Raw genomic sequence first — 26,071 nt, 5'->3', positions numbered from 1 at the left:
ATGAATTTACACGCAGACGCCAAACAAGAAAACAAAGATTTCATTGTTCGAGGGTAATCCCTAGGACCCCCTGCATTTCGCGCGGGCAGCCTCGAGCGGAAACGCTACAATGCCGCCCAGCGCCGCATCCCGGGCTCCTGCCAGCTTTCGCGCCGGTTTCCGCCGTTTGCCTCCGCTTATCTCCGTTTACCCCGACGTTTCTGCCTTCCTCGTGATCCGAATCGACCAGCTTGTCCTCCAGCGCGGCACCAAGGTGCTGTTCGACCACACCAGCGTGACGCTCAACCCGGGCGAGCGCGTGGGCCTCGTCGGCGCCAATGGCAGCGGCAAGTCCACCCTGTTCGCGATGCTGCGCGGGGAATTGCATCCGGACGGCGGCGATGTGGTCGTGCCCGCGCAGTGGCGCATCGCGCACGTGGCGCAGGAGACGCCGGCGGTGGCGCGCAGCGCTGTGGACTATGTGATCGACGGCGACACGCGCCTGCGCGAGATCGAAGCCGCCATCGCCGAAGCCCAGGCCGTCGGCGACGGCAGCGCCGAGGCCGAGGCCCACGCCGGCTTTGCCGATGCCGACGGCTACACCGCCCCGGCCCGCGCCGAGGCCCTGTTACTGGGCCTGGGCTTCACGCTCGCCCAGGTATCGCAGCCCGTGTCGTCATTCTCGGGCGGCTGGCGCATGCGCCTGAACCTGGCCCAGGCGCTGATGTGCCCGTCCGACCTGCTGCTGCTCGACGAACCGACCAACCACCTGGACCTGGACGCCATCGTCTGGCTCGAAGACTGGCTGGCGCGCTACCCCGGCACGCTGGTCATGATTTCGCACGACCGCGAATTCCTGGACGCGATCTGCAATGTCACGGTCCACATCGAGAACCAGCAGTTGCGCCGCTACGGCGGCAACTACACGCTGTTCGAGACCCTGCGCCTGCAGCAGATGGCGCAGCAGCAGTCGGCCTATGTCCGCCAGCAGAAGGAAATCGCGCACCTGGAATCGTTCATCACGCGCTTCAAGGCCAAGGCGACCAAGGCCCGCCAGGCGCAGAGCCGTGTCAAGGCGCTCGAGAAGATGGAGCGGCTGGCGCCGGTCCACGTCGCGGCCGGCTTTGCGTTCGAGTTCCGCGAACCTGACGCCGCCCCCAACCCGATGATGGTGCTGGACGGCGTCGACTGCGGCTATGCCGAGGCCGATCCGCCGGTGACCATCCTGCACAAGCTGGCGCTGTCGATCCAGAACGGCCAGCGCATCGGCCTGCTCGGCGCCAACGGCCAGGGCAAGTCGACACTGGTCAAGACGCTGGCGGGTACGCAGGATCCGCTCACTGGCACGCTGCGCCTGGGCAAGGGGCTGCAGATCGGCTACTTCGCCCAGCACCAGCTCGAAACGCTGCGCGACCACGACTCGCCGCTGCAGCACCTGGCCCGGCTGGCGCCGGATACGCGCGAACAGGAGCTGCGCGACTTCCTCGGCAGCTTCAACTTCCGCGGCGACATGGCGACCTCGCCGATCGAGCCGTTCTCGGGCGGCGAGAAGGCCCGGCTGGCGCTTGCGCTGATCGTCTGGCAAAAGCCGAACCTGCTGCTGCTCGACGAGCCGACCAACCACCTGGACCTCGACACGCGCGAGGCGCTGACCATGGCGCTCGCGCAGTTCGAGGGCACCCTGATCCTGGTCTCGCACGACCGCCACCTGCTGCGCGCCACGGCCGATCAGTTCATGCTGGTCGCCGACGGCACCATCCGGCCATTCGACGGCGACCTCGACGACTACCGCGACTGGCTGCTGCAGCAGGCAGCGGCCAAGCGCAACGCGGCCGCGGCCGCGCACCAGGCGGAATCGGGCGGTGCCGCGGCCGCCGTCAACCGCAAGGACCAGCGCCGCGCCGAAGCGGACGAGCGCCAGCGCCTCGCGCAACTGCGCAAGCCGCTTGCCAAGGAGCTGGAAAAGGTGGAAAAGCGCATGGCGGTACTGCAGCCGGCCAAGGCCGAGATCGACCAGTTCCTGGCCGACGAGACCAGCTATGCCGAGGCCAACAAGTCGAAGCTGATGGAAATGCTCAAGCGCCAGGGCGAGGTCAATGGCGAGCTGGAAACGCTGGAAGAGAAGTGGCTGGAACTGCAGGAGCAGATCGAGCAGATTGTGTAAAGGGGTTCGCCCCCTGCCACTCGCAAAGAAAAACCGGCGCCTTGTGCGCCGGTTTTTTGCTTTCCCTCAGCGGAAATTCTTCTCCCGCCGGATCAGCCCCACCGCCAGCGTCAGCGTCAGGATGAACAGCCAGATCAGTGACCAGGCCGGCACCGACAGGCCCAGCACCGGCGGCAGCGGCGCCGTGCACAGGCCATCCGAATAAAACACCTGCGGCAGCACCTTGGCGGTCGGCAAGGCATTGACCCAGTTCTCGAGCGGATCGATGCCGCAGCTCGCCTTGGGGTTCAGCAGCAGCGACACGTGATACACGGCCACGGCAATGCCGCCGACGCCGGACAGCATGCCCAGCCCCTGCCACAGCGAGCGCGTGTTCTGCGCAATGGCCGCGAGCAGCGAGAACAGGCCGATGCCGATAAAGGCGAACCGCTGCATGATGCACAGCGGGCAAGGCTGGTAGCCCTTCTCGAACTGCAGGTACAGCGCAAAGCCGACCAGCCCGAATGAGATGATGGCGATCAGCAGGAAATAGGCGCGGGAATTGGCTTGCATAAACGGGCTTGCATCAACGATGAACGGATCGGGATCTCTGTTGCCAGGTTGCCGGCGCGGCGGCGCAACGGCTGTTGGTCGGCATTATTACCGATTTTGCGAAATGTCCCCGGCCGCGCCCCAGGGAAACGCCGGCTGACGCCCTGTGGCGGATTGCCGCAGGCGGCCCTCAGGCTGAGCCGGGACGGCAAATCCCCGCCTCCCAGTCGGCCCGCGGCAGCCGGTAAAGGCGATGGAGCCGCAGCGGATGGCCCTCCGGCAGCGCCGGGTGTTCGAACGCCAGCGCATCCTCATGCATGCCCAAACACTCCATTACCGCGCGCGAGCGCTGGTTGGCCAGCGCGGTGAACGAAACGATATCTTCCAGCCCGAGCTGCCCGAACCCCACCATCAGCGCCGAGCGGGCCGCCTCGGTGGCGAAGCCCTGCCCCCACGCATCGCGGGCCAGACGCCAGCCGACCTCCACGCAGGGCGAGAACGGCAAGGCCGCCGCCGGCACATTGAGCCCGACAAAGCCGATGAACGCGCCATCCGCCTTGCGCTCGCAAGCCCAGAAGCCCCACCCGAGCGTGTCGATCTTCTGACGGCAGCGCGCCGCCAGGGCGTCGCTCTCCGCCCGGCCCAGCGGCGCGGGAAAGTAGCGCATCACCTCGGCATCGGCATTCAGCGCGGCAAACGGCGCATAGTCGGCGTCGCGCCACTGGCGCAGGCGCAGGCGCGCGGTTTCGGTTTCGATCAGGCCAGCCATCGGTCAGTCGAGATGACGTACGCGATCGATCGCCTGTTCGATGCGCTCGACAGCGATCACCTCGAGCCCGTCGATCTTCTGCTTCGGCGCGTTGGCCTTGGGGATCACCGCGAGCGTGAAGCCGAGCTTGGCGGCTTCCTTCAGCCGTTCCTGGCCGCGCGGGCTGGGACGGATCTCGCCGGCCAGCCCCACCTCGCCGAACACTACCAGGCCGCGCGGGAGCGGCTTGTTGCGCATCGACGAGTGGATCGACAGCAGCACCGCCAGGTCGGCCGCGGGCTCGGTAATCTTTACGCCGCCCACGGCATTCAGGAACACGTCCTGGTCAAAGCAGGCAATGCCCGCATGCCGGTGCAGCACCGCCAGCAGCATGGCCAGCCGGTTCTGTTCAAGGCCCACGGCCAGGCGGCGCGGGTTGGGCACGTTGGCGGTATCGACCAGGGCCTGCACTTCCACGAGCAGCGGGCGCGTGCCCTCCTGCGTCACCAGCACGCAGGAGCCCGGCACCGTCTCTTCATGCTGCGACAGGAACAGCGCCGACGGGTTGCTGATGCCGCGCAGGCCACGCTCCGTCATGGCGAACACACCCAGTTCATTGACCGCGCCGAAACGGTTCTTGAACGCACGGATCAACCGGTGCGAGGAATGTGTATCGCCTTCGAAATACAGCACCGTGTCGACGATGTGCTCCAGCACGCGCGGACCGGCGAGGTTGCCCTCCTTGGTCACGTGGCCGACCAGGATGATGGTGGTGCCGCTGCTCTTGGCAATGCGCGTCAGTTGCGCCGCGCATTCCCGCACCTGCGCGACCGAGCCCGGCGCCGAGGTCAGCGCTTCGGAGTAAAGCGTCTGGATCGAGTCGATCACGGCCACCTCGGGCTTTTCCGCCTCCAGCGTGGCCTGGATCTTCTCCAGCTGGATTTCGGCCAGCAAGCCGAGCGTCGGGCTTTCCACGCCCAGGCGCTGGGCACGCAGCGCGATCTGGGCGCCGGATTCTTCGCCGCTCACGTAGAGCACGCGGCGCTGCCCGGCCAGGTTGGCGAGTGCCTGCAGCAGCAACGTCGACTTGCCGATACCCGGATCGCCGCCGATCAGCACCACCCCGCCCGCGACCAGCCCGCCGCCGAGCACGCGGTCGAACTCTTCAATGCCGCTGGAAAAGCGCGGCACGTCCGCGGCATCGATCTCGGAGAGCTTTTGCACCGTTGCCGATGCCGCCAGCGGCTGGAAGCGCTTGGCCGCACCGCCGCTTTCCGCCACGGTCTCGACCAGCGTGTTCCATTGCTGGCAGTGCGGGCACTGGCCGGCCCAGCGCGGCACGGTGCCACCGCATTCGGTACAGGTGTAGACGGTCTTGGTCTTGGCCAACGGGAGATCCTTGAGGGTAGGTACACCGCAAACGCCACGGCCGGCCACCTTGGGGTGGCCGGCCGTCTGTGCGGTTCAATCAGGCAGCGATCAGGCCAGCAGCGGCGAGGCGCTGTCCGGCGCGGTGATCGTCGCCACGGTGGCCGGCACGCGCGGCGCCAGCGCGCACATCAGCTCATAGCCGACCGTGCCGCTGGCCTGGGCGACATCGTCGATCGGCAGGCCCTGGCCCCACAGCGTGACCGGGCTGCCAATCCTGGCTTTCGGGCATGGCCCCAGGTCGACGCACAGCATGTCCATGGAAACGCGGCCCAGCAGTTCGGTGCGCACGCCATCGACCAGCACCGGCGCGCGGTTCTCTCCCCAGCCGGTGGCGTGGCGCGGATAGCCGTCCGCGTAGCCGCAGGCGACTACGCCGATGCGCATCGGCCGGTCGGCCGTGAATATGGAGCCGTAGCCGACCGTATCGCCCGGTTGCAGGTCCTGCACGGCAATCAGCTCGCTATGCAGCGACATGGCAGGCTGCAGGCCGACTCCGGCAATGTCGGCCTCGCGCCCGGTGGGCGAGGCCCCATACAGGATGATGCCGGGCCGCACCCAGGCCCGGTGCGCCTCCGGGTGCCACAGCACCGCCGCCGAGTTCGACAGGCTGGCCTCGCCCGGCAGGTTCGCGGTGGCGGCGTCGAAGGCCGCCACCTGGTGGGCGATGCCGCGGGGACTGTCGGCATCCGAGAAATGGGTCATATGGACGATGCTGCCCACACACGGCATGGCGCGCGCGCGTTCCCACGCGGTGCGGTACTGCGCGGGCTGGAAGCCGAGGCGGTTCATACCGGTGTTGAGCTTGAGCTGGATTGCCAGCGGGCCTTTCGGCCGTGCACTCTCCAGCATGCGAAGCTGCTCGTCGCAATGAATCGCGGTGGTGAGGCGGTATTGCTCCAGCAGCGGCACATCCTGTGGCTGGAAAAAACCTTCCAGCAGCAGGATCGGCCCCTGCCAGCCGAGGTCGCGCAACTGCACGGCCTCATTCAGGTCCAGCAGGCCGAAACCATCGGCCGCGCGCAGGCCGGCAAAGACACGGCGCAGTCCGTGGCCATAGGCATTGGCCTTGACCACGGCCCACACGCGAGAACCGGGCGCGTGACGGCGGACGACCTCCAGGTTGTTGGCAATGGCGGGTTGGTGGATGACGGCGTGGATCGGTCTTGGCATGAAATGACATCTCGCAAGGCATGCATCGCTGCCTCTGGAAGAACCTTTCAGACGCCGCGGTGTGAGTCGGGCGCCATGTCCTGCATAGGCATGCACCAGATCAGGGAAGACCCGGTATTCGGCCAGCGATGCGCAGACGTTATTTGAACACATTCGCGACCCCTGACCGGGAAATCCCCGGGAATCGCAGCGCGTTCCCGCTGTCAAACTGGCGCCTTTGCGGATTCGGGATTGTCGTGTTTTCGTGATATAAAGCCGGACGCTCAGGCCATGTTCTAAACGCGAAGCAATATGTCAATGACGGTCAGGCAAGCAGCGCGGCGCTCACGCGCGGCGCATGCGACACAATTCGACGCGGCCGCAGCCCAGGGTCCCTTGCAACAATCCATGGCCGCGCCGGTGGGCGTAGCCCTTCCCAGAGCGCACGAAGAACGCGCTGGAGACAAAGTCGAAAGCATGAAGAAGGGTTTTTACACCATCATGGCCGCGCAGTTTTTTTCGTCGCTGGCCGACAACGCGCTGCTGATCGCCGCCATTGCCCTTCTTACCGAGTTGCATTCCCCGCAGTGGATGACCCCGCTGCTCAAGCTGTTCTTCGTTCTCTCCTACGTCGTCCTGGCAGCTTTCGTCGGCGCGTTCGCCGACTCCATGCCCAAGGGGCGGGTGATGCTCATCACCAACGCCATCAAGATCGCCGGCTGCGCCATCATGATGTTCGGGCTGCACCCCCTGCTGGCCTATGGCATCGTGGGCTTTGGCGCGGCCGCGTACTCGCCGGCCAAATACGGCATCCTGACCGAGCTGCTGCCCCCCGAAAAGCTGGTGATGGCCAACGGCTGGATCGAAGGGCTGACGGTGGGCTCGATCATCCTCGGCACCGTGGTGGGCGGCGCGCTGATCTCGGTGCATATTTCCCAGATCCTGCTGCGCTTTGATCTGCCCTATATCGACACTGGCATCAATACGCCGGCCGAGGCCGCGATGGTAGTGATCATGCTGTTCTACGTGATCGCCGCCGTCTTCAACCTGTTCATTCCCGATACCGGCGCCCGCTACCCGCAACAGGAAAAGAACCCGATCAAGCTGATCGCGGAGTTCGGCGACTGCTTTGTCGCGCTGTGGCGCGACAAGCTCGGCCAGATCTCGCTGGCCGTGACCACGCTGTTCTGGGGCGTGGGCGCCACGCTGCAGTTCATCGTGCTGAAGTGGGCGGAAAAATCGCTGGGGCTTAACCTGTCGCAGGGCGCCCTGCTGCAGGCCGTGGTCGCGGTGGGCGTGGCCGTCGGCGCCATCATGGCGGCGGCACGCATTCCGTTGCGCAAGTCGCTGTCGGTACTGCCTTTCGGCGTTGCCATGGGCGCCACCGTGATGCTGATGGCCTTCTACACCAAGGACGCGATGCCGCAGGTCACGGTGGACGCGCTGGGCCTGCACATGCCGCTGTACATGGCCATCGCCTACGTCTTCCTGATGCTGGTCGGTGCCATGTCCGGCTATTTCGTCGTGCCGATGAACGCGCTGCTGCAGCACCGCGGCCACGTGCTGCTCTCGGCCGGCCACTCCATCGCCGTGCAGAACTTCAATGAGAACGTTTCCGTGCTGCTGATGCTCTGCCTGTACGCACTGCTGATCAAGCTGAACGTGCCGATTGGCATCGTGATCGTTGCCCTGGGGCTGTTCATCTGCATCACGATGGCGCTGGTCATGAAGGTGCACAAGTACAACGTTCGCATCTTCAACTCGCTCGCCATGATCGGCGAGGACAAGCACCACTGAGCGCAGGCTCCGCCACGGAGCCGGTCCGATCGGTCGCCCGCATCAACAAAAATGGTTCTTCGCGGGATTGCCGGGGAGTGGGTAAGGATGGGTTTTCGGGCTTGGCAGGCAGCCAGGCACAATTTGAAGCCCATCCCCATACGACACCCTCAGCACACTACGACCAATATTCGCCCGCTAGGGCAAGTAAACGCGCTTTTTGGTTACTTTTTGTCGCTCGGACCAAAAAGTGACTCGCCGGCTACGCCGGCGAAACAGCAGCGCCCGCCAAGCACGACAACCCCATCATTCCCCATTCCCAGCAATCCGCCAAAGAACCCGAAAAAAAAGCCAGCGCAGCAAGATGCAACGCCGGCCTGCGGGACTAGCGCCTGCCGGCGGCGCCGCGCCTGAGCCTAGTCGACCGTGGCACCCGTATCCCTGACGACCTTGCCGAGCCGCGTGGTCTCGCTGCGGATCAAGGCGCCGAACGCCTCCGGCGTGCCGCCGACGACCGGGGTGCCAATCGCCTCCCAGCGCTTGCGGAACTCCGGATCCTTGAAGGCAGCGTTGATCGCGCCATTGAGCTTCAGCACGATGTCGCGCGGCGTTGCGGCCGGTACGGCAATGCCATGCCAGGCAACGAATTCAAACCCCGGCAGGCCCGATTCCGCCAGCGTCGGCACATCGGGCAAAACCGGCGAGCGGACCTTGGTCGTCACGGCGAGCGGACGAAGCTTGCCCGCCTTGATGTAGGTCAGCGAGCTCGCCATGATGTCGAACATGACCGGGACCTGGCCGCCCAGCACGTCATTCAGCGCGGGCCCCGCTCCCTTGTAGGCGATGTGCTGCATCTTCGTGCCCTCGGCGGTATTGAACAGCTCGCCCGCCAGGTGCTGGGGCGTGCCGTTGCCAGCCGATGCAAAGCTGTAGTCGCCGGGCTTGCTGCGAACCGAAGCGATAAAGGACTTAACGTCCTTCACCGGACTGTCTGGATGGACCTCCAGCACCAGCGGGAACGCGGATATCTGAACGACCGGAGCGAGGTCTTTCTGAGGATCGTACGGCAGGTGCTTGTACAGGGTCGGGTTCACCGCCATCGGCCCGCTGGCGGCAAGCAGGATCGTGTAGCCATCGGGAGCCGCCTTGGCCACCGCATCGGTTCCGATATTGCCGCCCGCGCCGGCCCGGTTCTCCACGACGACGGTCGCACCAAGCCGGGTCTGCAGGCTCGCCTGCAACAGGCGCGCCATCAGGTCGGTCGGGCCACCGGGCGGATAGGGCACGACGAAGCGAATCGGTTTGGACGGGTACGCATCCGCCGCCCTGGCATTTGCCGACAGGCCGACCACCAGGCCCAGGCAGGCCAACCCCACTGTTCTCATCTTCATGAAAGTCTCTCCCCAACTTCGTGATCCGGTCTTGTGGCCGTGCTGCGGGTCTGATGCCCGCATGCGCCACGGCGCCAAGGGGTGCCGGCCGAGTATAAAGAGCGCTAACCCATTCGAGAATGCGGATTTTTTGATGGATTGATCTGTGCACCGGATTACTGCTGACAGGCCGAAACACGCGGCAAGGTAACCAGCGCCGCCGGGACCTTGCCGGGTCGCCTACGATGGTTCGCCGTGGCCGGCCGCGGGCTTTGCGGCGCGCGCCAGGGCGCGCTCGGACCATCCGGCCGGCACCACGAACCCGCGCGAGCGTTCACGCCACCAGCCCGGCGCATGCGCGCCGGCCGGTTCCATCTCGCACAGCATGATCGGCGATTCGCGGCGCCAGCCGTGGTCAGGGTGGGGATCGGCAAAGCGCTCGGCCAGCGCCTCCCGCAGGGAGTCCGCCGCTTCGGTCTCGGCCTCTTCCAGCAGCGCGCCGGACAACCAGCCCGAGCGCGACAACCGGCACCAGCGCGTGCCGGCTGCCTGGCCGGCGCGCGCAAACCAGTCATCAAGCGTGGACCACCAGCCGTGCAGGTGGTTGCCGGCAATGCCCAGACGCTCCAGGCCCTGCGGCACCAGGCCGTCGCGATAGAACAGCCACCCGAGCAGATAGACTTCACTGCGATCGACCGCGCCGCCCAGCAAACCCAGCGCCTCCGCGGTGCGCGCCAGCGGCAGTTGCCGGCGCACGATGTGGTCGAGCTTGTCGCCAAGCCGGTCCACGAGATTTGGCCCGACAAACCCGCGCAGCCCCAGCGGCGCCGTGTCGGCCGCGTCGACCATCAGGTAGAACTTGGTAGCCATTTCCCAATGCACGACCTCACCGCTGCCCTGGTCCCGCCAGACGAAGTCGAGTTCCCCGAGGGTCTGGATGCCGTGCCCGTGGGCACGCCTGACCGGTACGTTCGCGGCCAGTAATTCCAGCCCCTGCGCGTGGCGCAGCGCGAAATGCAGCAGGCGCTCGGCATGGCGCCCCAGCCGCAGGCTGCGTGCGCGGCCGGGCTCTTCGGGCAAGGCGTCGGTCATGCCGCTGGCAAGTTCGGCGACGGTAGCGGGCAAGCCGGCGGGATCGGCCTGGTCGAGCCAGTGCTCCCAGGCGGCCAGGGTGCCCGCGGGCCAGCGGGCCAGGCGCGCGCCGCCGGGGTCGCCGGCGTCGGGCAGGCCCTGAAGCAACGGCGGCGACAACGTACACCAGGCCAGGTCGCGCGTGCGCGGCGACAGCGCCTGTCGCCACAGCGGCAGCACCGGCGCGTGCACGCCGTTGCCGCCGTGGCTCAGCGAACGGTCAGGCCTGAGCTCCCGCACGGTCGTGTACCTCGCGGGCCAGGCACAGGTCTTCCCACGCGCGTGCCTTGTCGGTCAGCGTGCGCAGCAGGTAGGCGGGATGGTAGGTGACCACCACGGGAATCCCCTCGTAGCTGTGCACGGTGCCGCGCAGCTTGCCGATCGGCGTGGCGGTGCGCAACAGCGACTGCGCGGCAAAGCGGCCAAGCACGACGATCACCCGGGGCCGCACCAGCGCGATCTGCCGCTTCAGGAACGGCTCGCATTGCGCCACCTCGGCCGGCTCCGGATTGCGGTTGCCAGGCGGACGGCACTTGAGCACATTGGCGATAAACACGTTGCGGCCGCGTGCGAGCCCCAGCGACCCCAGCATGTTGTCCAGCAGCTTGCCTGCCTGGCCGACGAACGGCTCGCCTTGCAGGTCTTCGTTCTCGCCGGGCGCTTCGCCAACCAGCATCCATTCCGCCTCGCGGTCGCCGACCCCGAACACGGTATTGGTACGCGTCTCGCACAGTCCGCAGGCCGTGCATGCCGCCACGGCAGCATCGAGGGCGGGCCACCCCATGGTGGCGATGGCAGCTTCGCGGTCCGGGACGGAAGCCGTGCGCGCAGGCTCAGCAATGGAAGGCGAAGGCGCCGGGTCTTCAAGCTCAGGCACCAAAGCCACGGCGACGGGCGCCTGCGCTTCGGCGGCCTCCGGCGCGAGCACGGATTCGGCTATCGCCTCGGACTCGGCCAGCACGACAGCCGGGCGATCCGGTTCCGCAGCGGCATCCTGCGGCGCGCCCATCGGCTTGCGCGGCACCCACTCCGTGGGAATGCCAAGCACTTCCAGGAACTGTGCGCGGCGGCTCATGCTGCGTCCTCCCCACCGGCCCAGGTCCGGCGCAGCACCAGCGCGTCTTCGCGAGCGTTGCCGGACACCGGGTAGTAGCCCTTGCGCCGGCCGATCTCGACAAAGCCTGCCTCGAGGTAGAGCGCCAGCGCCCCGGTATTGGAAGGCCGCACTTCCAGCAACATCGTATGCAGGTGATGGGTGTGCGATGTGGCCAGCGCCACCGCCAGCATCAGCCGGCCCAAACCCTGCCGTTGCCGGCGCGGCTCCACGGTGATGTTGAGCAGGTGCATTTCGTCGACCACCGGCATCAATACGGCGTACGCCACGAGCGCACCGGTTGGATCGCGCAAGGTCAGGCCCATGTGGCCGACCTTGATGGAATTCTCGAAATTGCCGCGCGTCCACGGATGGCTGTAGGCACGCGCCTCGATCTCGGCCACCGCGTGCAGGTCGAGCGCGCTCATGCGCGCGAGCGCCCAGCCATTGGCCAGCGCGGGCATGACGGGAACGTCCGGCCAGGCCGGGGCCCTGATCGGGTCCGGGCGGTAAGACACGCTCACGATGCGCTCCTCGCGCCCGCCAGCGAGGCGGCCTTGGCGGCAGCGGCCGCCTCGCGCTCCTCGATGGTCTGGGCGACCTTGTCGCGCAGGTAGATCGGCATGGCAAGCGCGGCATCGATGGCCTCGCCGCGCGCCAGTGCGCGCAGGGCGATGGCCACCATCGGCTGCGCGTGCGGCATGGCCTCGGGCAGCACGCGCGCGGCGCGCGCCAGGCCGGCCAGCCGCTCGCCGAATACCGTCGCGGCATTGCCGGCGATCCAGAAGTCGCCGGCCGGGATGGCCACGGTTTCCGGCGGGCCAACCTGCATCGGCGTTTCGACCGCCCATTCGCGCGCGGCGGCGTCCCAGCGGAAGGCCGCGGAATAGGCTTCGTCCATGCGTGCGTCCAGCGCGACCAGCACGGATGCGCCGGGCGGCAGCGCCGACGTGGCGCCGCGTGCGCTTTCCGCGCAGACCATCAGCGTATTGACCGGAATGACCGGAAGCCCGGCACCGAAGGCCAGCCCCTGGGCCACGCCGCAAGCGGTGCGCAGGCCCGTGAACGAGCCCGGGCCGGCCCCGAAGGCGATGGCCGTGCAATCGGCCAGCGCAATGCCAGCCTCGGCCAGCAGTTCGCCCACCGCGGGCAGCACGCGCGCGGACGAGCGCGCGCCGGTATGTTCATGGCGAGACCATGACTCGACCGCGCCATCCGCCGTGGCACGGCCCAGAGCAACAGAACACCACTCGGTGGAAGTTTCGACAGCAAGAATCCAGGACATGGCGCGATTGTAGCCGGTGGCGCCCCAAACCGAGTCCCTCCTCGGTTTTTTGACGGGCCTGCGTGCCGGTTTGAGGACTATCATCGGGCGATTCTTTTCCCCGAATCCCATTGGAGACCCCATGAGTGACCTGCAAGCCCGCTTCGAACAGGCCCAGATCGACGTCAAGCAGCTCAGCGAGCGCCCCAGCAACATGACGCTGCTGCGCCTGTATGCGCTGTTCAAGCAAGGCAGCGAAGGCGACGCCCACGGCGACAAGCCAGGCATGACCGATTTCGTCGGCCGCTACAAGTTCGAGGCATGGGAAGCCCTCAAGGGCACCGCCAGGGACGCCGCCATGGAAAACTACATTGCCCTCGTGGAAGAGCTGCGCAGCGGCGCCACCCACTGAACGCTGCGGGCCCGCCCGCCTCAGCTGACCGGCACCGGCTTCGGCCGGATGCGCCAGGAGGCCACGATGGCCGTGGCGATCACCACGCCCACGGCCAGGAACGTCTCATCGAAGGCGCCGATGCGCGCAGCCTGTGCCAACGCATCACCGCCCTGCCCCAGCGCCACGCCGTGCTGGTTCAGCCGCCACTGCAGGCCGACACCGGCCAGGCTGACGCCGATTGCCCCGCCGAGCTGGCGCAGGAAGTTGATGCAGCTCGACCCCTGCGCGATCAGCGAGAAATCCACGCCGCGCATCGAACCCAGCGTGAGCGATGGCAGGATGCACCCAAGGCCAATGCGCCCGAGCACCGCCAGCGCCACCAGCAGCAGATACGGCGTGGATGGCGAGCCCGTGGCCATCAGCAGGAACGACAGCGCCAGCAACCCCAGTCCGAATGACACCTGGTAATGCGGCGACACGCGTTGCGTCAGGCGTCCCGCCAGCGCAATCGTCAGCGCCAGCGCGACGCCGGCCGGCAGCAGCACCAGGCCCGCGCGCGACGGCGTGTAGTTCAGCGCCATCTGCATGTACACGGGCAACAGGTAGGTCGAGCCGAACAGGCCAGCGCCATAGATAAATGCCACCACCGCGCCCGCCGAGAACTGCCGGTAGCTGTAAAGCCGCATGTCCATCAGCGGATCGGCCGCGCGCAGCTGCCACATGACGAACGCCACGACCAGAACCACGCCCAGGCCAGCCAGCATCAGGCCGGCGACGACGCTTTCGCGCATTTCCACCAGTCCGTTCAGCATGCAGACGGTCGCGATGCCGGCCAGCGCCAGGCCGCGCCAGTCCAGCGGCTTGCGCTCGCCCATCATGACCGAATCGACGGCCATGAAGCGTCGCGCCATGGCCGCGCCCAGCAGCGTCAGCGGCACCACGACGAAGAAGATGGAACGCCAGCCAAAGGCCTCCACGAGGAAACCGCCCAGGCTTGGCCCGAGCGCCGGCGCCAGCACCACGCCGAAGCCGAACAGGCTCATGGCCTTGCCCTGCTCGCGCTCGTCGAATACCCGCAGCACAAGGATGCTGGGCAGCGGCTGCATGATACCCGCCGCGACGCCCTCGGCCACGCGCATGGCGATCATGACGCCGTAGGTCGGCGACAGCCCGCCCACCAGCCCGCCCACGCCCAGCAGCGCCAGCGCGCCCAGGAAGGTGCGCCGCAGGCCGTAGCGGTTGAGCAGCCATGGCGTCAGCAGCATCGCCAGCGTCATCGCGATCATGAAGCTGGCCGCGACCCACTGGGCGCGTTCCTGGCCGAGCACGAAATGCCGGCTCAGGTCCGGAATGGCAACGTTGATGATGGTGGACGAGACGATGGACGACATCGTCCCCAGCATCAGCGTCAACAGCACCAGCCAGCGTAGCCGGTCGCCGTAACGCGTGCGCAGCATCGCCCGGGTCGGCCCACCCGACCCGCCGCCGGAGCTGTCCGGCGTGTGCGGGGCGCGGCTCACCCCAGGCGCCCCGTGTCGGCGATTTCGCGGATTTTTCGGACGGTGTCGATGTCAGCCTCGTGATAGGCGGACTTGACGATTTCGGCATAGCGGTCGTCGCCGCTGGCGTCGACGGCCGGCATGGTCGTGTCGTAGACAAAGCGCAGCAGCAGCGCGCCGGGCGCGGGCGTCTCGATCACCATCGTCAGCGTGCCGCCGGCGTGTTCCGCCGTGGCGGCAGTCTCGTAGCGGACCTGCCGGCGCGGCTCGAAGACCACGCGGTCATGGATGGCCGCGGCGCCGAAATGCAGCACGCGGTCGATCCAGCCTTCGCCGCGGCCAACGACCTCGGCCCGGTCCAGGCCAAGCACGAACAGTTCGGGCGACTCGGCGCGCAGGACCAGCCCCTGCCAGAGCTGGTCAGGCGTGAGCGGATCCAGTTGAGGATTGCCTGGATCGTTGATCTCTACCAAGTGCTCGAAACGCAACTTCTTTCTCCCTGTTTGGTTGTAATCGATATTATGAAGTGTCTTGCCTGTTCGTCAGTACCATTTCACTGCGCGGCGCAGCATCTGCGCCACGCCCGTCCGGAGCCACTGCATGCCACTCGCCGCCCTGCCCGAAGCCGATCCGCTGCAAGTCCTGGTATATGCCGATTCGCTTTCATGGGGCATCGTTCCCGGCACGCGCCAGCGCCTGCCGTTCCCGATACGCTGGCCGGGGCGGCTTGAACTCGGGCTGAACGCCGATGGCGGCGCCCCGGTCCGCATCATCGAGGATTGCCTGAACGGCAGGCGCACGGTCTGGGACGACCCGTTCAAGCCGGGGCGCAACGGCCTGCAAGGGCTCGCGCAGCGCATCGAGATCGATTCCCCGCTCGCGCTCGTGGTCTTGATGCTGGGCAACAACGATTTCCAGTCGATGCACCCGCACAACGCCTGGCATGCCGCGCAGGGCATCGGCGCACTGGTCAACGCCATCCGCCTGGCGCCGATCGAGCCTGGGATGCCGGTGCCGCCGGTGCTGGTCGTCGTGCCGCCGCCGATCCGCACGCCACGCGGCCCGCTCGCGCCCAAGTTCGCGGGCGGCGAGCACAAATGGCTGGGCTTGCCTGGGGCGGTGCGCGAGGTGTGCGACACCCTCGCATGCCCTGTGTTCGATGCCGGCACGGTGATCCAGAGCAGCGCCGTCGATGGCGTCCACCTCGACGCCGACGCGCACCTGGCGCTCGGCGACGCGTTGCAGCCCGTGGTGCGCGGACTCCTCGCCCGGTGACATCTACTGACAGGAGCTGTCAGGAGCGCGGGCGCACAATGCGCGGGTTTTCCCCCCGAAGCTGCCAGGAGACCGTGATGGAGTTGCTGATCAATATCGATGTCGATGACCTGCCGCGCGGCATCGGCTTCTACCAGGAAGGGCTGGGCCTGCGCCTGAGCCGCAAGCTGTTCGACGATACCGTGGCGGAAATGAGCGGCGGCGCCACCCCCATCTACCTGCTCGCCAAGCCGCCCGGCTCGCGCCCGACCACGCGCACCGGTATCCGGCGCGACTACCGCCGGCACTGGACGCCGGTGCACCTCGATTTTGTCGTGGACAACCTTGAAACCGCTATCGAGCGCGCGCTGGAGGCCGGCGCCGAGATCGAGGACTGGCCACAGGAATTTGACTGGGGACGGCAGGCCACGCTATCGGACCCGTTCGGGCATGGGCTTTGTTTTATTGAGTGGAGGGGTGAGGGGTATGGGTCGGTTCGGCACGTACCATGAATAAAAAGACAGGCAGAAAATGATTGACGCGCATTCAGAGGATTCCGCTATTGCCATCCACATCGCACTTGCACAGTCACGGTGCTCCAACCACGCGACAGAGTTCGCAAGGTAGCTTGGCGCAGGGCCCTCTGTTATAACATTTGTGCTGCCGCACTAATTTTTAGTTCGGGGTGAGTCATGGAGAGGTCTGGCTGGTTGCACTCGACCCGACTGTTGGCAGCGAAATCCGCAAGACGCGTCCCTGCGTCATTATTTCGCCGCCTGAACTCCATGACCATCTGCGCACTGTCATGGTGGTGCCCATGACGACAGGCAGTCGCCCGGCCCCCTTTCGTACCCCTGTCACCTGCCAGGGAAAGACCGGCCTCATGTTGCTGGACCAGATCCGCACAGTCGATAAAGGCAGCTTGGTCAAGAAGGCCGGGGCGGTCGCCGACGAAGCCTTGCTGGTCGCATTGACCGCGTTGCGCGAGATATTCGCGGAGTAGCGCGCTCCGGCATACCCCCCAGCATTAAATGCCAGATTTTGGGCCGACGCCGACTTCATAAGCATATGAAAAAGAAATAGACGCCAATATCCCCTGCGCCGCCCTGTTTGGACGCAATTGCGTTAATCTGTGCCCTCGCCCGCCCAACCGCACCCGGACCGGGTTGAGGCGCCTTTCAAGCCACAAGCTTCCAATAACATCCAAACTCTCCTATGCGCAGCATCTCCCTTTACAAGCGTCTGGCGGTTGCCGTGTCCGCCGTCGGTCTCATCGCCGCCGCGGGCAGCGTGTCGGCCCAGGAACAGACCATTCGCGTGGGCACCGTCAGCGGTCCGGACGCCGAAGTCTGGCAAGTCGTGCAGAAAGTGGCCAAGAAGAACGGCCTGAACGTGAAGGTCGTGGAATTCAACGACTACGTGCAGCCCAACGCCGCGCTCGATGCCGGCGACCTCGACGCCAACAGCTTCCAGCACCAGCCGTACCTGGATAGCCAGATCAAGCAGCGCGGCTACAAGATGGCAAGCGTGGGCTACACCTATATCTCGCCGCTGGGCATCTACGCGAAGAACCTGAAGTCGCCGAAGGACCTGCCGCAGGGCGCCAAGGTGGCTGTGCCCAATGACCCGTCGAACGAGAACCGTGCGCTGTTGCTGCTGCAGTCCCAGGGCGTGATCAAGCTCAAGGCCGGTGCAGGCGCCAACGGAAACAACGCGACCCCGCTGGACGTGGCCGAGAACCCCAGGAAGCTGAAGATCGTCGAACTGGACGCCGCCCAGCTGGCCCGCGCCCTGCCCGACGTCGGCGCCGCGGTCATCAACACCAACTACGCGCTGGCCGCCGGCCTGCAGCCGACCAAGGACGCGATCGGCCTGGAGGACATCCACAGCCCGTACGCCAACATCATCGTGGTGCGCACCCAGGACAAGGACAAGCCGTGGGTGAAGAAGCTGGTGGCGGCTTACCAGTCGGAAGACGTGAAGCAGTTCATGAAGGCCCAGTTCAAGGGCGCGATGGTCCCCTCGTTCTGATAGCTTCATCGGGATGCGGGTCGCCCCCCGCATCCGCCTGCCCTTCCACGCCGGCAGGCACCTATGCCGATCCGCCTTCGCAGGCGGTACGGCCCATACCACCGTTGCACGCGGACGGCGCCCTGACCGTTAAAACAACGGGCTGCTGACGGAGGCATGCTACAGTGAGCATCCTTCAACGCAAGAGCCTCCGCATGCCGCGCCGCGCCAATGATTCCACGCAGACACCTGACCGGCCCCTGCCCGTCGCACGCGGTGCCTCGTGGATACCCGCCTGAGGCAGCGCCCCTGCGACTCACAGAACAGCAACCCCCGACGGGCTCTGCGCCCCGCAACTGAAGCGGCCGCCAAGTGCCGCGGAATGGACTGGACCGCCAGTCCCGATCACCGATACCTGCTGCGCCGATTGCCAAGGGCCAGCGGAATCGCGCCAGTCCTTCACCCTTAGATACGTGACCATGCCTCAACGTCCGCCCTTCCCAAGTCGCATGCTCTCCGCGGTAGTTCGGCTTGTTGCCGCACTGCCGTTGCCAGTTGCGCATGCGGCCGGGCGCATGCTGGGACGGCTCGTCTATGCCCTGCCCGGCGGATACCGTCGGCACCTGCGGCAGAACGCCACCCAGGCCGGCTTCGCCGGGCCGTCTTTTGCGCGCAAGGCCGCGGGGGAGACCGGTGCCATGATGACCGAGCTGGCCCATGTCTGGTTTCGCCTCGATGACTGTCTCGACAAGGTCATTTGCGAGGACTGGGACGTGATCGAGAACACCCTGGCCGAAGGCCGCGGACTCGTCATGCTGACGCCGCATCTGGGCTGCTTCGAGTTGGCGGCCCGCTACGCCGCAGAACGGATCTCGCTGACGATCATGTTCCGGCCCCATCGCAAGGCACTCTTCCGGGACCTGCTCGACAGCGTGCGCGGCGCGTCGAAACTGAAGGCGGTTCCCGCCACTGCGCAAGGCGTGCGCGCTTTCGTGCGCGCATTGCGGCAAGGCGAGGCAGTGGGCCTGCTGCCCGATCAGGCGCCCAAGGGCGATGGCGTCTGGGTACCGTTCTTTGCCCGCAAGGCTTATACAATCACGTTGCCGTGCAAGCTCGCCTCGCAGACCGGCGCGCCGCTCATCATTGCGGCTGGCGAGCGCCTGCCTGGCGGGCGCGGCTGGAAAATGCACGTGAAGCGCCTGACCGGGCCCATGCCGCCGACGGCCGAAGAGCAGGCGGCATGGATCAATGCCGAGGTGGAAGACATGGTCCGGCGCTTCCCCGAGCAGTATCTGTGGGGGTACAACCGCTACAAGGTGCCGTCGGGCGCCGTGACACCCGACGCGGATGGCGCCCGCGCCGTCAATTCGACGTAACTGCCGGCAGCCTGCCAGCGTAGCGCCTATTTCAGGTATTTCATCGTCGCCACGCCTGTCGCGACCAGCAACGCTTCGTCCAGCCAGACCTCCGCGCGGGAAAAGAAGATCGAACGCCCGCGCCGGTCGACCATCCCTTTCGCGGTCAGCAACTTGCCGGTCCCGTTACTCAGGAAGTTCGAGGTCAGTGACAGCGTGACGGCATGCAGCGGCGCCTCGCCCGCGGGCGAGTAAAGACCGGAGTAGCCGGTCGCGGCATCCAGCAACGTACAAATGGTGCCGCCGTGGATCACACGGCTCCGGTTGAGCATGTGCGGCGCAACGTCCAGTTCGAGCTCGACATAATCGCGGCGCCACTGAGTGATCCTGACACCGGCGCTTTCCAGTGCGGGGTTATCAAGGCAGAAGCGCTCTTCGCGGGCGACAACATCCGCGGCAATCACGGTCTGGTGGGATTGGTCTTTCATGTCTCAAATCGGCGCGCTCCTGACGGAGGTATGCACCTGGCAGGCAACAAGGGGGCACACCGGGCTGGCGCTCCTGCCACTTTCGCGTGGTACATCACTTGCGGCAGTCTTTCAGGAAGCGCGAACCCGTCTGCTATCGCGCGACAGCAAGGACGTAACTTCCGGCGATTTGCCCCTCCGCGTAAATCTCGATTTCGCGAACGGTCCCTTTTGTCCGCATGAATGGGGAGGCTGGCATCCGGCGATTTGCGCCGCAATCAGGACGCCGGCGACGCTTGCGCCAGGATCTCCCGGATCGCCTGCTCGAAGGCTTCCACCGGTTGTCCGCCGCTCACCAGATAGCGTCGATTGAAGATGATCGCCGGCACTGAACTCAGCCCCATGGACTGGTTCTCCCGCTCTGCCTCGCGCACCTCGCCGGCATAATCGCCGCCCTGCAGCACCTGGCGCGCGCGCGTGGCGTCCAGTCCGACCGACTCCGCGATCTCGACCAGCACGTCATGGTTGCTCGGATCCCTTCCCTCGGTATGGTAGGCCTCCAGTAGTGCCAGCTTGAGCGGCAACTGGCGGCCTTCAAGCCCGGCCCAGTGCAGCAGGCGATGCGCATCGAAAGTGTTGTAGACGCGAGTGCGCGGCCCGAATGTGAAGCCGACCGAAGCACCGCGCTCGCGGATCATCTCCTGCGTCTGCGCGATCTGCTCCGGCGTGCGTCCGTACTTCTTCCCAAGGTAATCGACTATGGCCTCGCCGCCCGGTCCCATATCCGGATTCAGCTCAAACGGGTGCACGGCGATCTCGGCGTCGACTTCATCGCCAAGGCGCGACAGCGCAAGCCGCAGCGAGGACAGGCCGATGGCGCACCATGGGCATGAGATATCGGAAACGAAGTCGATGCGAAGCGGTTGGGTCATGGTGTCTGTGGCGGAAACGGCGTAATCGGAAAAAACAGCGACGGACAGGGTAACGCGAATCGCCAGGGCTTGCTGGATGGGCCAACAGTGCACGCATGCATAAACTTGACCGTGGAAACGGCCACCGGTTGCCACACTCGGTCACCGAGGATTCGGCGACGGCGCCGACCGCCTCCAGGCGGGCAAGAGTATCGCTTGATGCCGCCCGAAGCCGTACGGGCTTCTTGCCATTCAATCGAGGATCCAGCCATGGTCGCCCAACCGGAAATAGCCCGAGACCGCCTCACGGAACTTGACTGTGCCATCATGCAGACACGTCTGCGCATTCATGCACACATCAAGCTGATTCGCGCGGCTCGTGAGGAGGGGCAAGACACGCGGTTTTCGTATCGTCTGCTTCACCTGCTGCGGGAGAGCCTGCGAGCGCTCCGGCATGCGCGCAATGTAGAAATTGCACTGCAATGTACGTACCTCTATTGCTGGCAGGTGCGAACGCGCAAGGTCGCAGGCGAGTCCAGGCCGTGCGCCTGAGAGCTCGCCCGCACGTCACCATATCCCTTGGCGGCAGGCAACTCCAGACAAGTCCGGCGGCGGTCCAATAAGGCTTTTGTCCCGCACAGCCGGCCTGTTCCGCGATCCATGTCAGGCAGATGAAGCCAGGTCAGGGCCTTCTCGCGCCATTTGACCGACTTCGGGAACAGAAGATGCGGAACCCCTTCCACGACCGAGCATGGAGGGGCGAAATGAAAGGCATGCGCTATAACCACCAGGAGCTGCAGGAGCTACGCCGCCTCGTGCTGATGGAGCGGGACATACTGCCCCTGGACCAGCGGATCAAAAAATTGCGAGACGAGATCCGGATGCGTTTGCGTCATGTGCGCGCGTTAAAGGCCAAAGGTCATCCGACACATCATTCGACGCGGGTTCTGCGGCTGCTTTGCCGCACGCTCGCCGTGGAACGCACCTACCGGAAAGTCATGCTGAAGAAGGTCATAGATGGGTCGCGCAGCGTCGGCTGAAGACGCCGCGCACAGCATGGTGCGCTTGCGCCTATTCCCAAAAACAAAAACCCGCGGCGAACACCGCGGGTTTTTCATGCCATCAAGCCGTAGCCGGATCAGACTTCTTCGTACAGCGGCAGCGTCAGGAACTCGGCGAAATCTTCCGACGTCGACATCTGCTCGAAGATCTCGGCAGCGCGGTCATAGGTCCTGGTCTCGCCGCCGACTTCGGCCTTCACCTTGGCCAGCTCTTCCGGGATCAGCTTGCGCACCAGCTCGGCCGTGACCTTGGTGCCGTCTTCCAGCTTGCCCTTCGGCGAGCGGATCCACTGCCACACCTGCGAACGCGAGATCTCGGCGGTGGCCGCATCTTCCATCAGGTTGTGGATCGGCACGCAGCCGTTGCCGGCCAGCCAGGCGCCCAGGTAGTGGATGCCGACGTTGATGTTCATGCGCAGGCCGGCTTCGGTGATCGGGGTTTCCGGCTGGAAGTCCAGCAAGTCCGAACCCTTCACGTGCACGTCCGGACGCTGCTTCTCGAACTGGTTAGGCTTGTCGCCCAGCACGGCCACGAATTCCTTCATGGCGGGCTCGACCAGGCCCGGGTGGGCCACCCAGCCGCCGTCGTAGCCATCGGTGGCGTCGCGCTTCTTGTCGTTGATGATGCCCTGCATGGCGATGGCGTTCTTCTCCGGATCGTTCTTGATCGGGATCAGTGCGCTCATGCCGCCCATGGCGGGCGCGCCGCGGTGGTGGCAGGTCTTCAGCAGCAGCAGTGCGTAGGCGCGCATGAACGGCGCGGTCATGGTGACCTTGGCGCGGTCGGCCAGGCAGAAGTCCTTGTCGTTCTTGAACTTCTTGATGCACGAGAAGATGTAGTCCCAGCGGCCGGCGTTCAGGCCCGCGCTGTGCTCGCGCAGTTCGTACAGGATCTCATCCATTTCGAACGCGGCGAGGATCGTCTCGATCAGCACGGTGGCCTTGATGGTGCCTTGCGGCAGGCCGATCTCGTTCTGCGCCATCACGAAGATGTCGTTCCACAGGCGTGCTTCCAGATGGCTTTCCATCTTCGGCAGGTAGAAGAACGGGCCGTCGCCGCGGGCGATCTGCTCCTTGGCGTTGTGGAACAGGAACAGCGCGAAGTCGAAGATGCCGCCCGAGATGCGCTTGCCGTCGATGGTGACGTGCTTCTCGTCCAGGTGCCAGCCGCGCGGACGCACCTGCAGCGTGGCGATCTTGTCGTTCAGCTTGTATTGCTTGCCCTTCGATTCCAGCGTCAGCGTGCGGCGCACGGCTGCCTTGAGGTTCACCTGGCCCTGCATCTGGTTGTGCCAGTTGGGGGTGTTGGAATCCTCGAAGTCGGTCATGTAGCTGTCAGCGCCCGAGTTGAAGGCGTTGATGACCATCTTGGCTTCGACCGGGCCGGTGATTTCCACGCGGCGGCATTCCAGGGCCTTGGGGATCGGTGCGACCTTCCAGTCGCCTTCGCGGATGTGCTTGGTTTCGGGCAGGAAGTCGGGGACTTCGCCGGCATCCAGGCGCTTGGCGCGCTCGACGCGCGCGGCCAGCAGTTCCTGGCGGCGCGGCTCGAAGGCGCGGTGCAGTTTGTCTACCAGGGCCAGGGCTTCCGGCGTGAGGATATCTTCGTAGGCCGGCAGGATCTCGCCGGTAATCTTCATGCCCGCGGGCAGCGTGATAGCCATCAGTCTTCTCCTGTTAGTCGATAGCTTGTTAGAGGGTCGGCCGCTCGTTGTCGTTCAGACTTCCGCGCCGGTGGCGCGGACGAATTCGAGCAGGTCGTTCATGTCGTGCCCGGTGCCGGAGGGCGCTACGTCGAGCCGCTCCGCCGGATGGCCGGCACGGTTGATCCAGAACGTGGTGTAGCCAAACCAGGTGGCGCCGCACGCATCCCAGCCGTTCGAAGAGACAAAAAGAATCTCTTCAGCCGGCAGCTGGAAGGCCTTTGGCCCGAGCGCATAAGCCTCCGGGGCAGTCTTGTACTGGCGCACGGAGTCAACCGACAGCACGTGGTCGAACAAGCCGTGCATGCCCGCGCTCTTGACGGAGATGTCCAGCATCTCGGCATTGCCGTTGGACAGGATGCCCAGCGGCAGGCCCGCGCGGCGCAGCCGCTTGAGCGCGCCCAGGTTCTCCGGAAAGGCCGACAGGCACGCGTATTCCTTGAGCAGCTGCGCCTCGGTCGCGTCGTCCAGCGCCACCCGCAGGCGTTCCGCGGCATAGCGCAGCGAATCCACCGTCAGCGCCCAGAACGGCTTGTAGTACTTGCCGTCGGGTGCGGCCATGGTGCGGATGCGCGTGTAGTCGATCTGCCGCTCGCGCCACAGCAGCGCGAGTGCCTCGCCCTTGCCCGGGAACAACTGTTCCGCGCGCGCCGTGACGGAATACACGTCGAACAGCGTGCCGTAGGCGTCGAAGACGACTGCGCGGATCTTGTTCATGAGGCGCTCTGGTTCCCGGGGTCAGGTCTTGCCGTAGGCGATTGCGTGGGGCTGTACACCATTGAATGCATGGCATTGTAGGCAGTCGTTGCAGTGCGGCAAAGCCGGCCCGGGTCACTTGATCTTTTACTTTTCGGCATCTAATCTTGGCTCACTTGTTCGACAATAAACACCAATTCCCTCCCATTTGACCTCGCATTTGCGCAAAGTACCCATTCGCCGCCCCGCGCGGGTGATCGCGCAGGCATTGCAGACAAAGATTCGTGGACCATTTCAAACAACTGGAGACTTTTGTATCCGTTGCCTCGCGCGGCAGCTTGTCCGCTGCTGCGGCGGCTGAAGGCGTAGCGCCCGCCATCATTGGGCGGCGTATCGATGCGCTGGAGGAGCGGCTGGGCGTCAAGCTGCTGATCCGGACCACGCGCAAGATCAGCCTGACCTTCGAGGGCTCGGCCTTCCTGGAGGACTGCCAGCGCATCCTGAACGACCTGCACAACGCCGAGGCCAGCGTTTCCGCGGGCGGCGTGAAGGCCAGCGGGCATCTGCGCGTCACGGCCCCCGCCGGCTATGGGCGCAAGCACGTGGCGCCGCTGGTGCCGCTATTCATTGAATCGCACCCGGATGTGACGATTACGCTGGACCTGTCCGACCGCGTGGTCGATCTCGTCAACGAGGGCTTTGACTGCGCCATCCGTCTTGGCGACCTGCCCGACTCCAGCCTGGTTTCGATCCGCCTGGCCGAAACCCGCCGTGTAGTGGTGGCATCGCCAGAATATCTCGCGCGAGCCGGTACACCGGCTGTTCCCGAGGACCTCCAGCGCCATAACTGCCTGGCCTTTGGCGCCAGCGCCAATGTGCAGCGTGGCTGGGTATTCCAGCAGGAAGGCCGTGCCGTCACCGTCAAAGTCGGCGGCGATATGGAATGCACCGATGGCGCCGTGCTCCACGAATGGTGCCTCCAGGGCCACGGGCTGGCCTGGCGTTCGTGGTGGGAGGTTGGCAGCGAGATCGCCACCGGCCGGCTGGTCACGGTGCTCGACGAGTTCCAGGCGCCCCCGATCGGCATCCATGCCGTCTTCCCGCAACGCAAGCACCTGCCGCTGCGCGTGCGGTTGTTTATCGATCACCTGAAGAACACCTACGGCAACCCCGCTTACTGGCGGCGGACCGAACAGGCGCCTGCGCGGCCGGCAGTCGCGGCCGTGGCAGGCTAGATCGGGGACACAAGCGGATGAATGTGCGCTGTCGTACTCTGTTGCAATTGATATAGCGCAATGCCCTACTCGGCACACTGTCTACAATGGTTTCCAGACAGGCGCTTTTCCGGTCGCAGGCAATGATCGTGTGAAGGTCGCAACCGGGCCTGCCCTCCCCTCATCCCCCGCATGAAAGGAGCCCTGCATGTTCCAACACATCCTGCTACCCACCGACGGTTCCGAGCTCTCCAAGAAGGCAATCAACGGCGGACTGGAGCTGGCCAAGACCATTGGCGCGCGCGTCACCGCCTATGTCTGCCTTGAGGAGTATCCGTACACCCCGTTCAGCGAAATCGTGGTCGAGGCGCCGCAGGCCTTCAAGGACCGGATCGAAAACCAGGCCAAGCTGTACCTCAAGGAAGTGGAAAGCCTTGCCACGGCTGCGGGCGTGACCTTCGACTCCGACATGTCGACGTTTGCGGTGCCGTATCTGGGCATTATCGACGCTGCGGAGCGCCACGGCTGTGATGTGATCTTCATGGCTTCGCATGGCCGGCGCGGCTTGTCCGGCCTGCTGCTGGGCTCGGAGACCCAGAAGGTGCTGACGCACACCGATATTCCGGTGATCGTCTATCGCTGACATCTTCCGCCGGCAATGAATACTGCCCGCACCGGCTAGACCGGTGCGGGCAGTCCCATTGCTACCACGCGCGACTCACGGCCCCTGGCGAATCCGCCGCCTCGATATTGGCTGAGTAATAGCCGGTTCCCAAATCCGCGCCAGCACTGGAACAAAAAAACCGCGCCGTCCCTGAGAGAAACGGCGCGGTGCCTGAAAAAGAAGCGCGTGATGGTCGCACGCGCTTCT

The 26,071-nt window shown here is 65.6% G+C and carries 26 protein-coding genes; 11 read left to right on the top strand and 15 right to left on the bottom strand.

The genetic code is table 11. The annotated features are described in order from the left end of the window. The first annotated feature begins 211 nt into the window (after positions 1–211). A complete protein-coding gene (locus tag CupriaWKF_RS06950; protein WP_276100241.1) occupies positions 212–2,143 on the top strand; it encodes an ATP-binding cassette domain-containing protein in 1,932 nt (643 codons plus the stop codon). Positions 2,144–2,209: 66 nt separating this feature from the next. Here CupriaWKF_RS06950 and CupriaWKF_RS06945 read toward each other — a convergent pair whose 3' ends face one another. The 4 genes from CupriaWKF_RS06945 to alr form a co-directional block, all read right to left on the bottom strand. Continuing rightward, positions 2,210–2,695 (bottom strand): disulfide bond formation protein B, encoded by a 486-nt coding sequence (locus CupriaWKF_RS06945; protein ID WP_276100240.1) that lies wholly within the window; start codon positions 2,693–2,695, stop codon positions 2,210–2,212. Between the two features lie 169 nt (positions 2,696–2,864). Next, positions 2,865–3,443: a GNAT family N-acetyltransferase gene (locus tag CupriaWKF_RS06940; protein ID WP_276100239.1), complete on the bottom strand. Its 579-nt coding sequence runs from the start codon at positions 3,441–3,443 to the stop codon at positions 2,865–2,867. A 3-nt stretch (positions 3,444–3,446) separates the two neighbouring features. Then, positions 3,447–4,811: a DNA repair protein RadA gene (radA, locus tag CupriaWKF_RS06935; RefSeq protein WP_276100238.1), complete on the bottom strand. Its 1,365-nt coding sequence runs from the start codon at positions 4,809–4,811 to the stop codon at positions 3,447–3,449. A gap of 90 nt (positions 4,812–4,901) precedes the next feature. After that, complete coding sequence (gene alr, locus CupriaWKF_RS06930; protein ID WP_276100237.1) at positions 4,902–6,023, bottom strand: alanine racemase; 1,122 nt, start codon at positions 6,021–6,023, stop codon at positions 4,902–4,904. Between the two features lie 456 nt (positions 6,024–6,479). Between alr and lplT the strand changes: the two genes are divergently transcribed. Next, positions 6,480–7,799: a lysophospholipid transporter LplT gene (gene lplT / locus CupriaWKF_RS06925; RefSeq protein ID WP_276100236.1), complete on the top strand. Its 1,320-nt coding sequence runs from the start codon at positions 6,480–6,482 to the stop codon at positions 7,797–7,799. 395 nt (positions 7,800–8,194) lie between these two features. Here lplT and CupriaWKF_RS06920 read toward each other — a convergent pair whose 3' ends face one another. The 5 genes from CupriaWKF_RS06920 to tsaB all read right to left on the bottom strand — a co-directional run bounded on the left by CupriaWKF_RS06920 (position 8,195) and on the right by tsaB (position 12,657). Then, complete coding sequence (locus CupriaWKF_RS06920; protein WP_276100697.1) at positions 8,195–9,163, bottom strand: tripartite tricarboxylate transporter substrate binding protein; 969 nt, start codon at positions 9,161–9,163, stop codon at positions 8,195–8,197. Positions 9,164–9,388: 225 nt separating this feature from the next. Further along, complete coding sequence (locus tag CupriaWKF_RS06915) at positions 9,389–10,519, bottom strand: DUF1853 family protein (RefSeq protein ID WP_276100235.1); 1,131 nt, start codon at positions 10,517–10,519, stop codon at positions 9,389–9,391. Then, a complete protein-coding gene (locus CupriaWKF_RS06910; protein WP_276100234.1) occupies positions 10,500–11,354 on the bottom strand; it encodes a uracil-DNA glycosylase in 855 nt (284 codons plus the stop codon). The genes CupriaWKF_RS06915 and CupriaWKF_RS06910 overlap by 20 nt, the downstream gene beginning before the upstream one ends. Further along, the gene (gene rimI, locus CupriaWKF_RS06905; protein ID WP_276100696.1) at positions 11,351–11,836 is read right to left on the bottom strand and encodes a ribosomal protein S18-alanine N-acetyltransferase; all 486 of its coding nucleotides are present in this window, start codon (positions 11,834–11,836) and stop codon (positions 11,351–11,353) included. The genes CupriaWKF_RS06910 and rimI overlap by 4 nt, the downstream gene beginning before the upstream one ends. Before the next feature lie 56 nt (positions 11,837–11,892). Continuing rightward, entirely contained in the window at positions 11,893–12,657 is a 765-nt protein-coding gene (gene tsaB, locus CupriaWKF_RS06900) for a tRNA (adenosine(37)-N6)-threonylcarbamoyltransferase complex dimerization subunit type 1 TsaB (RefSeq protein ID WP_276100233.1), read from the bottom strand. A 121-nt stretch (positions 12,658–12,778) separates the two neighbouring features. Between tsaB and CupriaWKF_RS06895 the strand changes: the two genes are divergently transcribed. Continuing rightward, positions 12,779–13,048, top strand: coding sequence for an acyl-CoA-binding protein (locus CupriaWKF_RS06895; RefSeq protein WP_276100232.1), 270 nt, complete (start codon positions 12,779–12,781; stop codon positions 13,046–13,048). A gap of 20 nt (positions 13,049–13,068) precedes the next feature. Here CupriaWKF_RS06895 and CupriaWKF_RS06890 read toward each other — a convergent pair whose 3' ends face one another. Together CupriaWKF_RS06890 and CupriaWKF_RS06885 are read right to left on the bottom strand one after the other, a co-directional pair. Continuing rightward, the gene (locus tag CupriaWKF_RS06890; protein ID WP_276100231.1) at positions 13,069–14,550 is read right to left on the bottom strand and encodes a DHA2 family efflux MFS transporter permease subunit; all 1,482 of its coding nucleotides are present in this window, start codon (positions 14,548–14,550) and stop codon (positions 13,069–13,071) included. Then, positions 14,547–15,017 (bottom strand): SRPBCC family protein, encoded by a 471-nt coding sequence (locus CupriaWKF_RS06885; protein ID WP_276100230.1) that lies wholly within the window; start codon positions 15,015–15,017, stop codon positions 14,547–14,549. The genes CupriaWKF_RS06890 and CupriaWKF_RS06885 overlap by 4 nt, the downstream gene beginning before the upstream one ends. Positions 15,018–15,129: 112 nt before the next feature. Between CupriaWKF_RS06885 and CupriaWKF_RS06880 the strand changes: the two genes are divergently transcribed. From CupriaWKF_RS06880 to CupriaWKF_RS06860, 5 genes are all read left to right on the top strand, one after another. Continuing rightward, entirely contained in the window at positions 15,130–15,804 is a 675-nt protein-coding gene (locus CupriaWKF_RS06880; protein ID WP_276100229.1) for an SGNH/GDSL hydrolase family protein, read from the top strand. A 77-nt stretch (positions 15,805–15,881) separates the two neighbouring features. After that, positions 15,882–16,295 (top strand): VOC family protein, encoded by a 414-nt coding sequence (locus CupriaWKF_RS06875; RefSeq protein WP_276100228.1) that lies wholly within the window; start codon positions 15,882–15,884, stop codon positions 16,293–16,295. Positions 16,296–16,468: 173 nt separating this feature from the next. Next, positions 16,469–16,786 (top strand): type II toxin-antitoxin system PemK/MazF family toxin, encoded by a 318-nt coding sequence (locus tag CupriaWKF_RS06870; RefSeq protein ID WP_276100227.1) that lies wholly within the window; start codon positions 16,469–16,471, stop codon positions 16,784–16,786. A 212-nt stretch (positions 16,787–16,998) separates the two neighbouring features. Further along, positions 16,999–17,814, top strand: a complete 816-nt coding sequence (locus tag CupriaWKF_RS06865) for a MetQ/NlpA family ABC transporter substrate-binding protein (protein ID WP_276100226.1) — start codon at positions 16,999–17,001, stop codon at positions 17,812–17,814. Between the two features lie 488 nt (positions 17,815–18,302). After that, positions 18,303–19,169, top strand: a complete 867-nt coding sequence (locus tag CupriaWKF_RS06860; RefSeq protein ID WP_276100695.1) for a lysophospholipid acyltransferase family protein — start codon at positions 18,303–18,305, stop codon at positions 19,167–19,169. A 26-nt stretch (positions 19,170–19,195) separates the two neighbouring features. Here the strand turns inward: CupriaWKF_RS06860 and CupriaWKF_RS06855 are convergent, their stop codons facing one another. Then, positions 19,196–19,636 (bottom strand): PaaI family thioesterase, encoded by a 441-nt coding sequence (locus CupriaWKF_RS06855; protein WP_276100225.1) that lies wholly within the window; start codon positions 19,634–19,636, stop codon positions 19,196–19,198. Between the two features lie 257 nt (positions 19,637–19,893). Next, positions 19,894–20,547, bottom strand: coding sequence for a DsbA family oxidoreductase (locus CupriaWKF_RS06850; RefSeq protein ID WP_276100224.1), 654 nt, complete (start codon positions 20,545–20,547; stop codon positions 19,894–19,896). Between the two features lie 743 nt (positions 20,548–21,290). Here CupriaWKF_RS06850 and CupriaWKF_RS06845 point away from each other — a divergent pair. Beyond that, positions 21,291–21,566, top strand: a complete 276-nt coding sequence (locus CupriaWKF_RS06845) for a hypothetical protein (RefSeq protein ID WP_276100223.1) — start codon at positions 21,291–21,293, stop codon at positions 21,564–21,566. 98 nt (positions 21,567–21,664) lie between these two features. Here the strand turns inward: CupriaWKF_RS06845 and aceB are convergent, their stop codons facing one another. Both aceB and CupriaWKF_RS06835 read right to left on the bottom strand, forming a co-directional pair. Next, positions 21,665–23,251 carry a malate synthase A gene (aceB, locus tag CupriaWKF_RS06840; protein WP_276100222.1) on the bottom strand — a complete coding sequence of 529 codons (1,587 nt, stop codon included), beginning with the start codon at positions 23,249–23,251 and terminating at the stop codon, positions 21,665–21,667. Positions 23,252–23,305: 54 nt separating this feature from the next. Beyond that, positions 23,306–24,007 carry a haloacid dehalogenase type II gene (locus CupriaWKF_RS06835; RefSeq protein ID WP_276100221.1) on the bottom strand — a complete coding sequence of 234 codons (702 nt, stop codon included), beginning with the start codon at positions 24,005–24,007 and terminating at the stop codon, positions 23,306–23,308. A gap of 263 nt (positions 24,008–24,270) precedes the next feature. Between CupriaWKF_RS06835 and CupriaWKF_RS06830 the strand changes: the two genes are divergently transcribed. Continuing rightward, positions 24,271–25,221, top strand: coding sequence for a LysR family transcriptional regulator (locus CupriaWKF_RS06830; RefSeq protein WP_276100220.1), 951 nt, complete (start codon positions 24,271–24,273; stop codon positions 25,219–25,221). A gap of 187 nt (positions 25,222–25,408) precedes the next feature. Further along, on the top strand, positions 25,409–25,843 hold the full coding sequence (locus CupriaWKF_RS06825; RefSeq protein WP_276100219.1) for a universal stress protein: 435 nt from the start codon (positions 25,409–25,411) through the stop codon (positions 25,841–25,843). The last annotated feature ends 228 nt before the right edge of the window (positions 25,844–26,071 follow it).

The sequence above is a fragment of the Cupriavidus sp. WKF15 genome (assembly GCF_029278605.1).
Classification (GTDB): domain Bacteria; phylum Pseudomonadota; class Gammaproteobacteria; order Burkholderiales; family Burkholderiaceae; genus Cupriavidus.
Note: the sequence above shows the minus strand (reverse complement) of the source record. Positions and strands in the feature narration are given on the sequence as shown.

Bases quoted from the DNA above. Each gene is read 5' to 3' on its own strand.
- CupriaWKF_RS06845 (WP_276100223.1), top strand. From the start codon at position 21,291: ATGAAAGGCATGCGCTATAACCACCAGGAGCTGCAGGAGCTACGCCGC.
- CupriaWKF_RS06865 (WP_276100226.1), top strand. From the start codon at position 16,999: ATGCGCAGCATCTCCCTTTACAAGCGTCTGGCGGTTGCCGTGTCCGCC.
- CupriaWKF_RS06825 (WP_276100219.1), top strand. From the start codon at position 25,409: ATGTTCCAACACATCCTGCTACCCACCGACGGTTCCGAGCTCTCCAAG.
- tsaB (WP_276100233.1), bottom strand. From the start codon at position 12,657: ATGTCCTGGATTCTTGCTGTCGAAACTTCCACCGAGTGGTGTTCTGTT.
- aceB (WP_276100222.1), bottom strand. From the start codon at position 23,251: ATGGCTATCACGCTGCCCGCGGGCATGAAGATTACCGGCGAGATCCTG.
- CupriaWKF_RS06940 (WP_276100239.1), bottom strand. From the start codon at position 3,443: ATGGCTGGCCTGATCGAAACCGAAACCGCGCGCCTGCGCCTGCGCCAG.
- CupriaWKF_RS06880 (WP_276100229.1), top strand. From the start codon at position 15,130: ATGCCACTCGCCGCCCTGCCCGAAGCCGATCCGCTGCAAGTCCTGGTA.
- CupriaWKF_RS06835 (WP_276100221.1), bottom strand. From the start codon at position 24,007: ATGAACAAGATCCGCGCAGTCGTCTTCGACGCCTACGGCACGCTGTTC.
- CupriaWKF_RS06860 (WP_276100695.1), top strand. From the start codon at position 18,303: ATGCTCTCCGCGGTAGTTCGGCTTGTTGCCGCACTGCCGTTGCCAGTT.
- CupriaWKF_RS06920 (WP_276100697.1), bottom strand. From the start codon at position 9,163: ATGAGAACAGTGGGGTTGGCCTGCCTGGGCCTGGTGGTCGGCCTGTCG.
- CupriaWKF_RS06895 (WP_276100232.1), top strand. From the start codon at position 12,779: ATGAGTGACCTGCAAGCCCGCTTCGAACAGGCCCAGATCGACGTCAAG.
- CupriaWKF_RS06910 (WP_276100234.1), bottom strand. From the start codon at position 11,354: ATGAGCCGCCGCGCACAGTTCCTGGAAGTGCTTGGCATTCCCACGGAG.
- CupriaWKF_RS06875 (WP_276100228.1), top strand. From the start codon at position 15,882: ATGGAGTTGCTGATCAATATCGATGTCGATGACCTGCCGCGCGGCATC.
- CupriaWKF_RS06850 (WP_276100224.1), bottom strand. From the start codon at position 20,547: ATGACCCAACCGCTTCGCATCGACTTCGTTTCCGATATCTCATGCCCA.
- lplT (WP_276100236.1), top strand. From the start codon at position 6,480: ATGAAGAAGGGTTTTTACACCATCATGGCCGCGCAGTTTTTTTCGTCG.
- rimI (WP_276100696.1), bottom strand. From the start codon at position 11,836: ATGCCCGCGCTGGCCAATGGCTGGGCGCTCGCGCGCATGAGCGCGCTC.
- CupriaWKF_RS06855 (WP_276100225.1), bottom strand. From the start codon at position 19,636: ATGAAAGACCAATCCCACCAGACCGTGATTGCCGCGGATGTTGTCGCC.
- CupriaWKF_RS06945 (WP_276100240.1), bottom strand. From the start codon at position 2,695: ATGCAAGCCAATTCCCGCGCCTATTTCCTGCTGATCGCCATCATCTCA.
- alr (WP_276100237.1), bottom strand. From the start codon at position 6,023: ATGCCAAGACCGATCCACGCCGTCATCCACCAACCCGCCATTGCCAAC.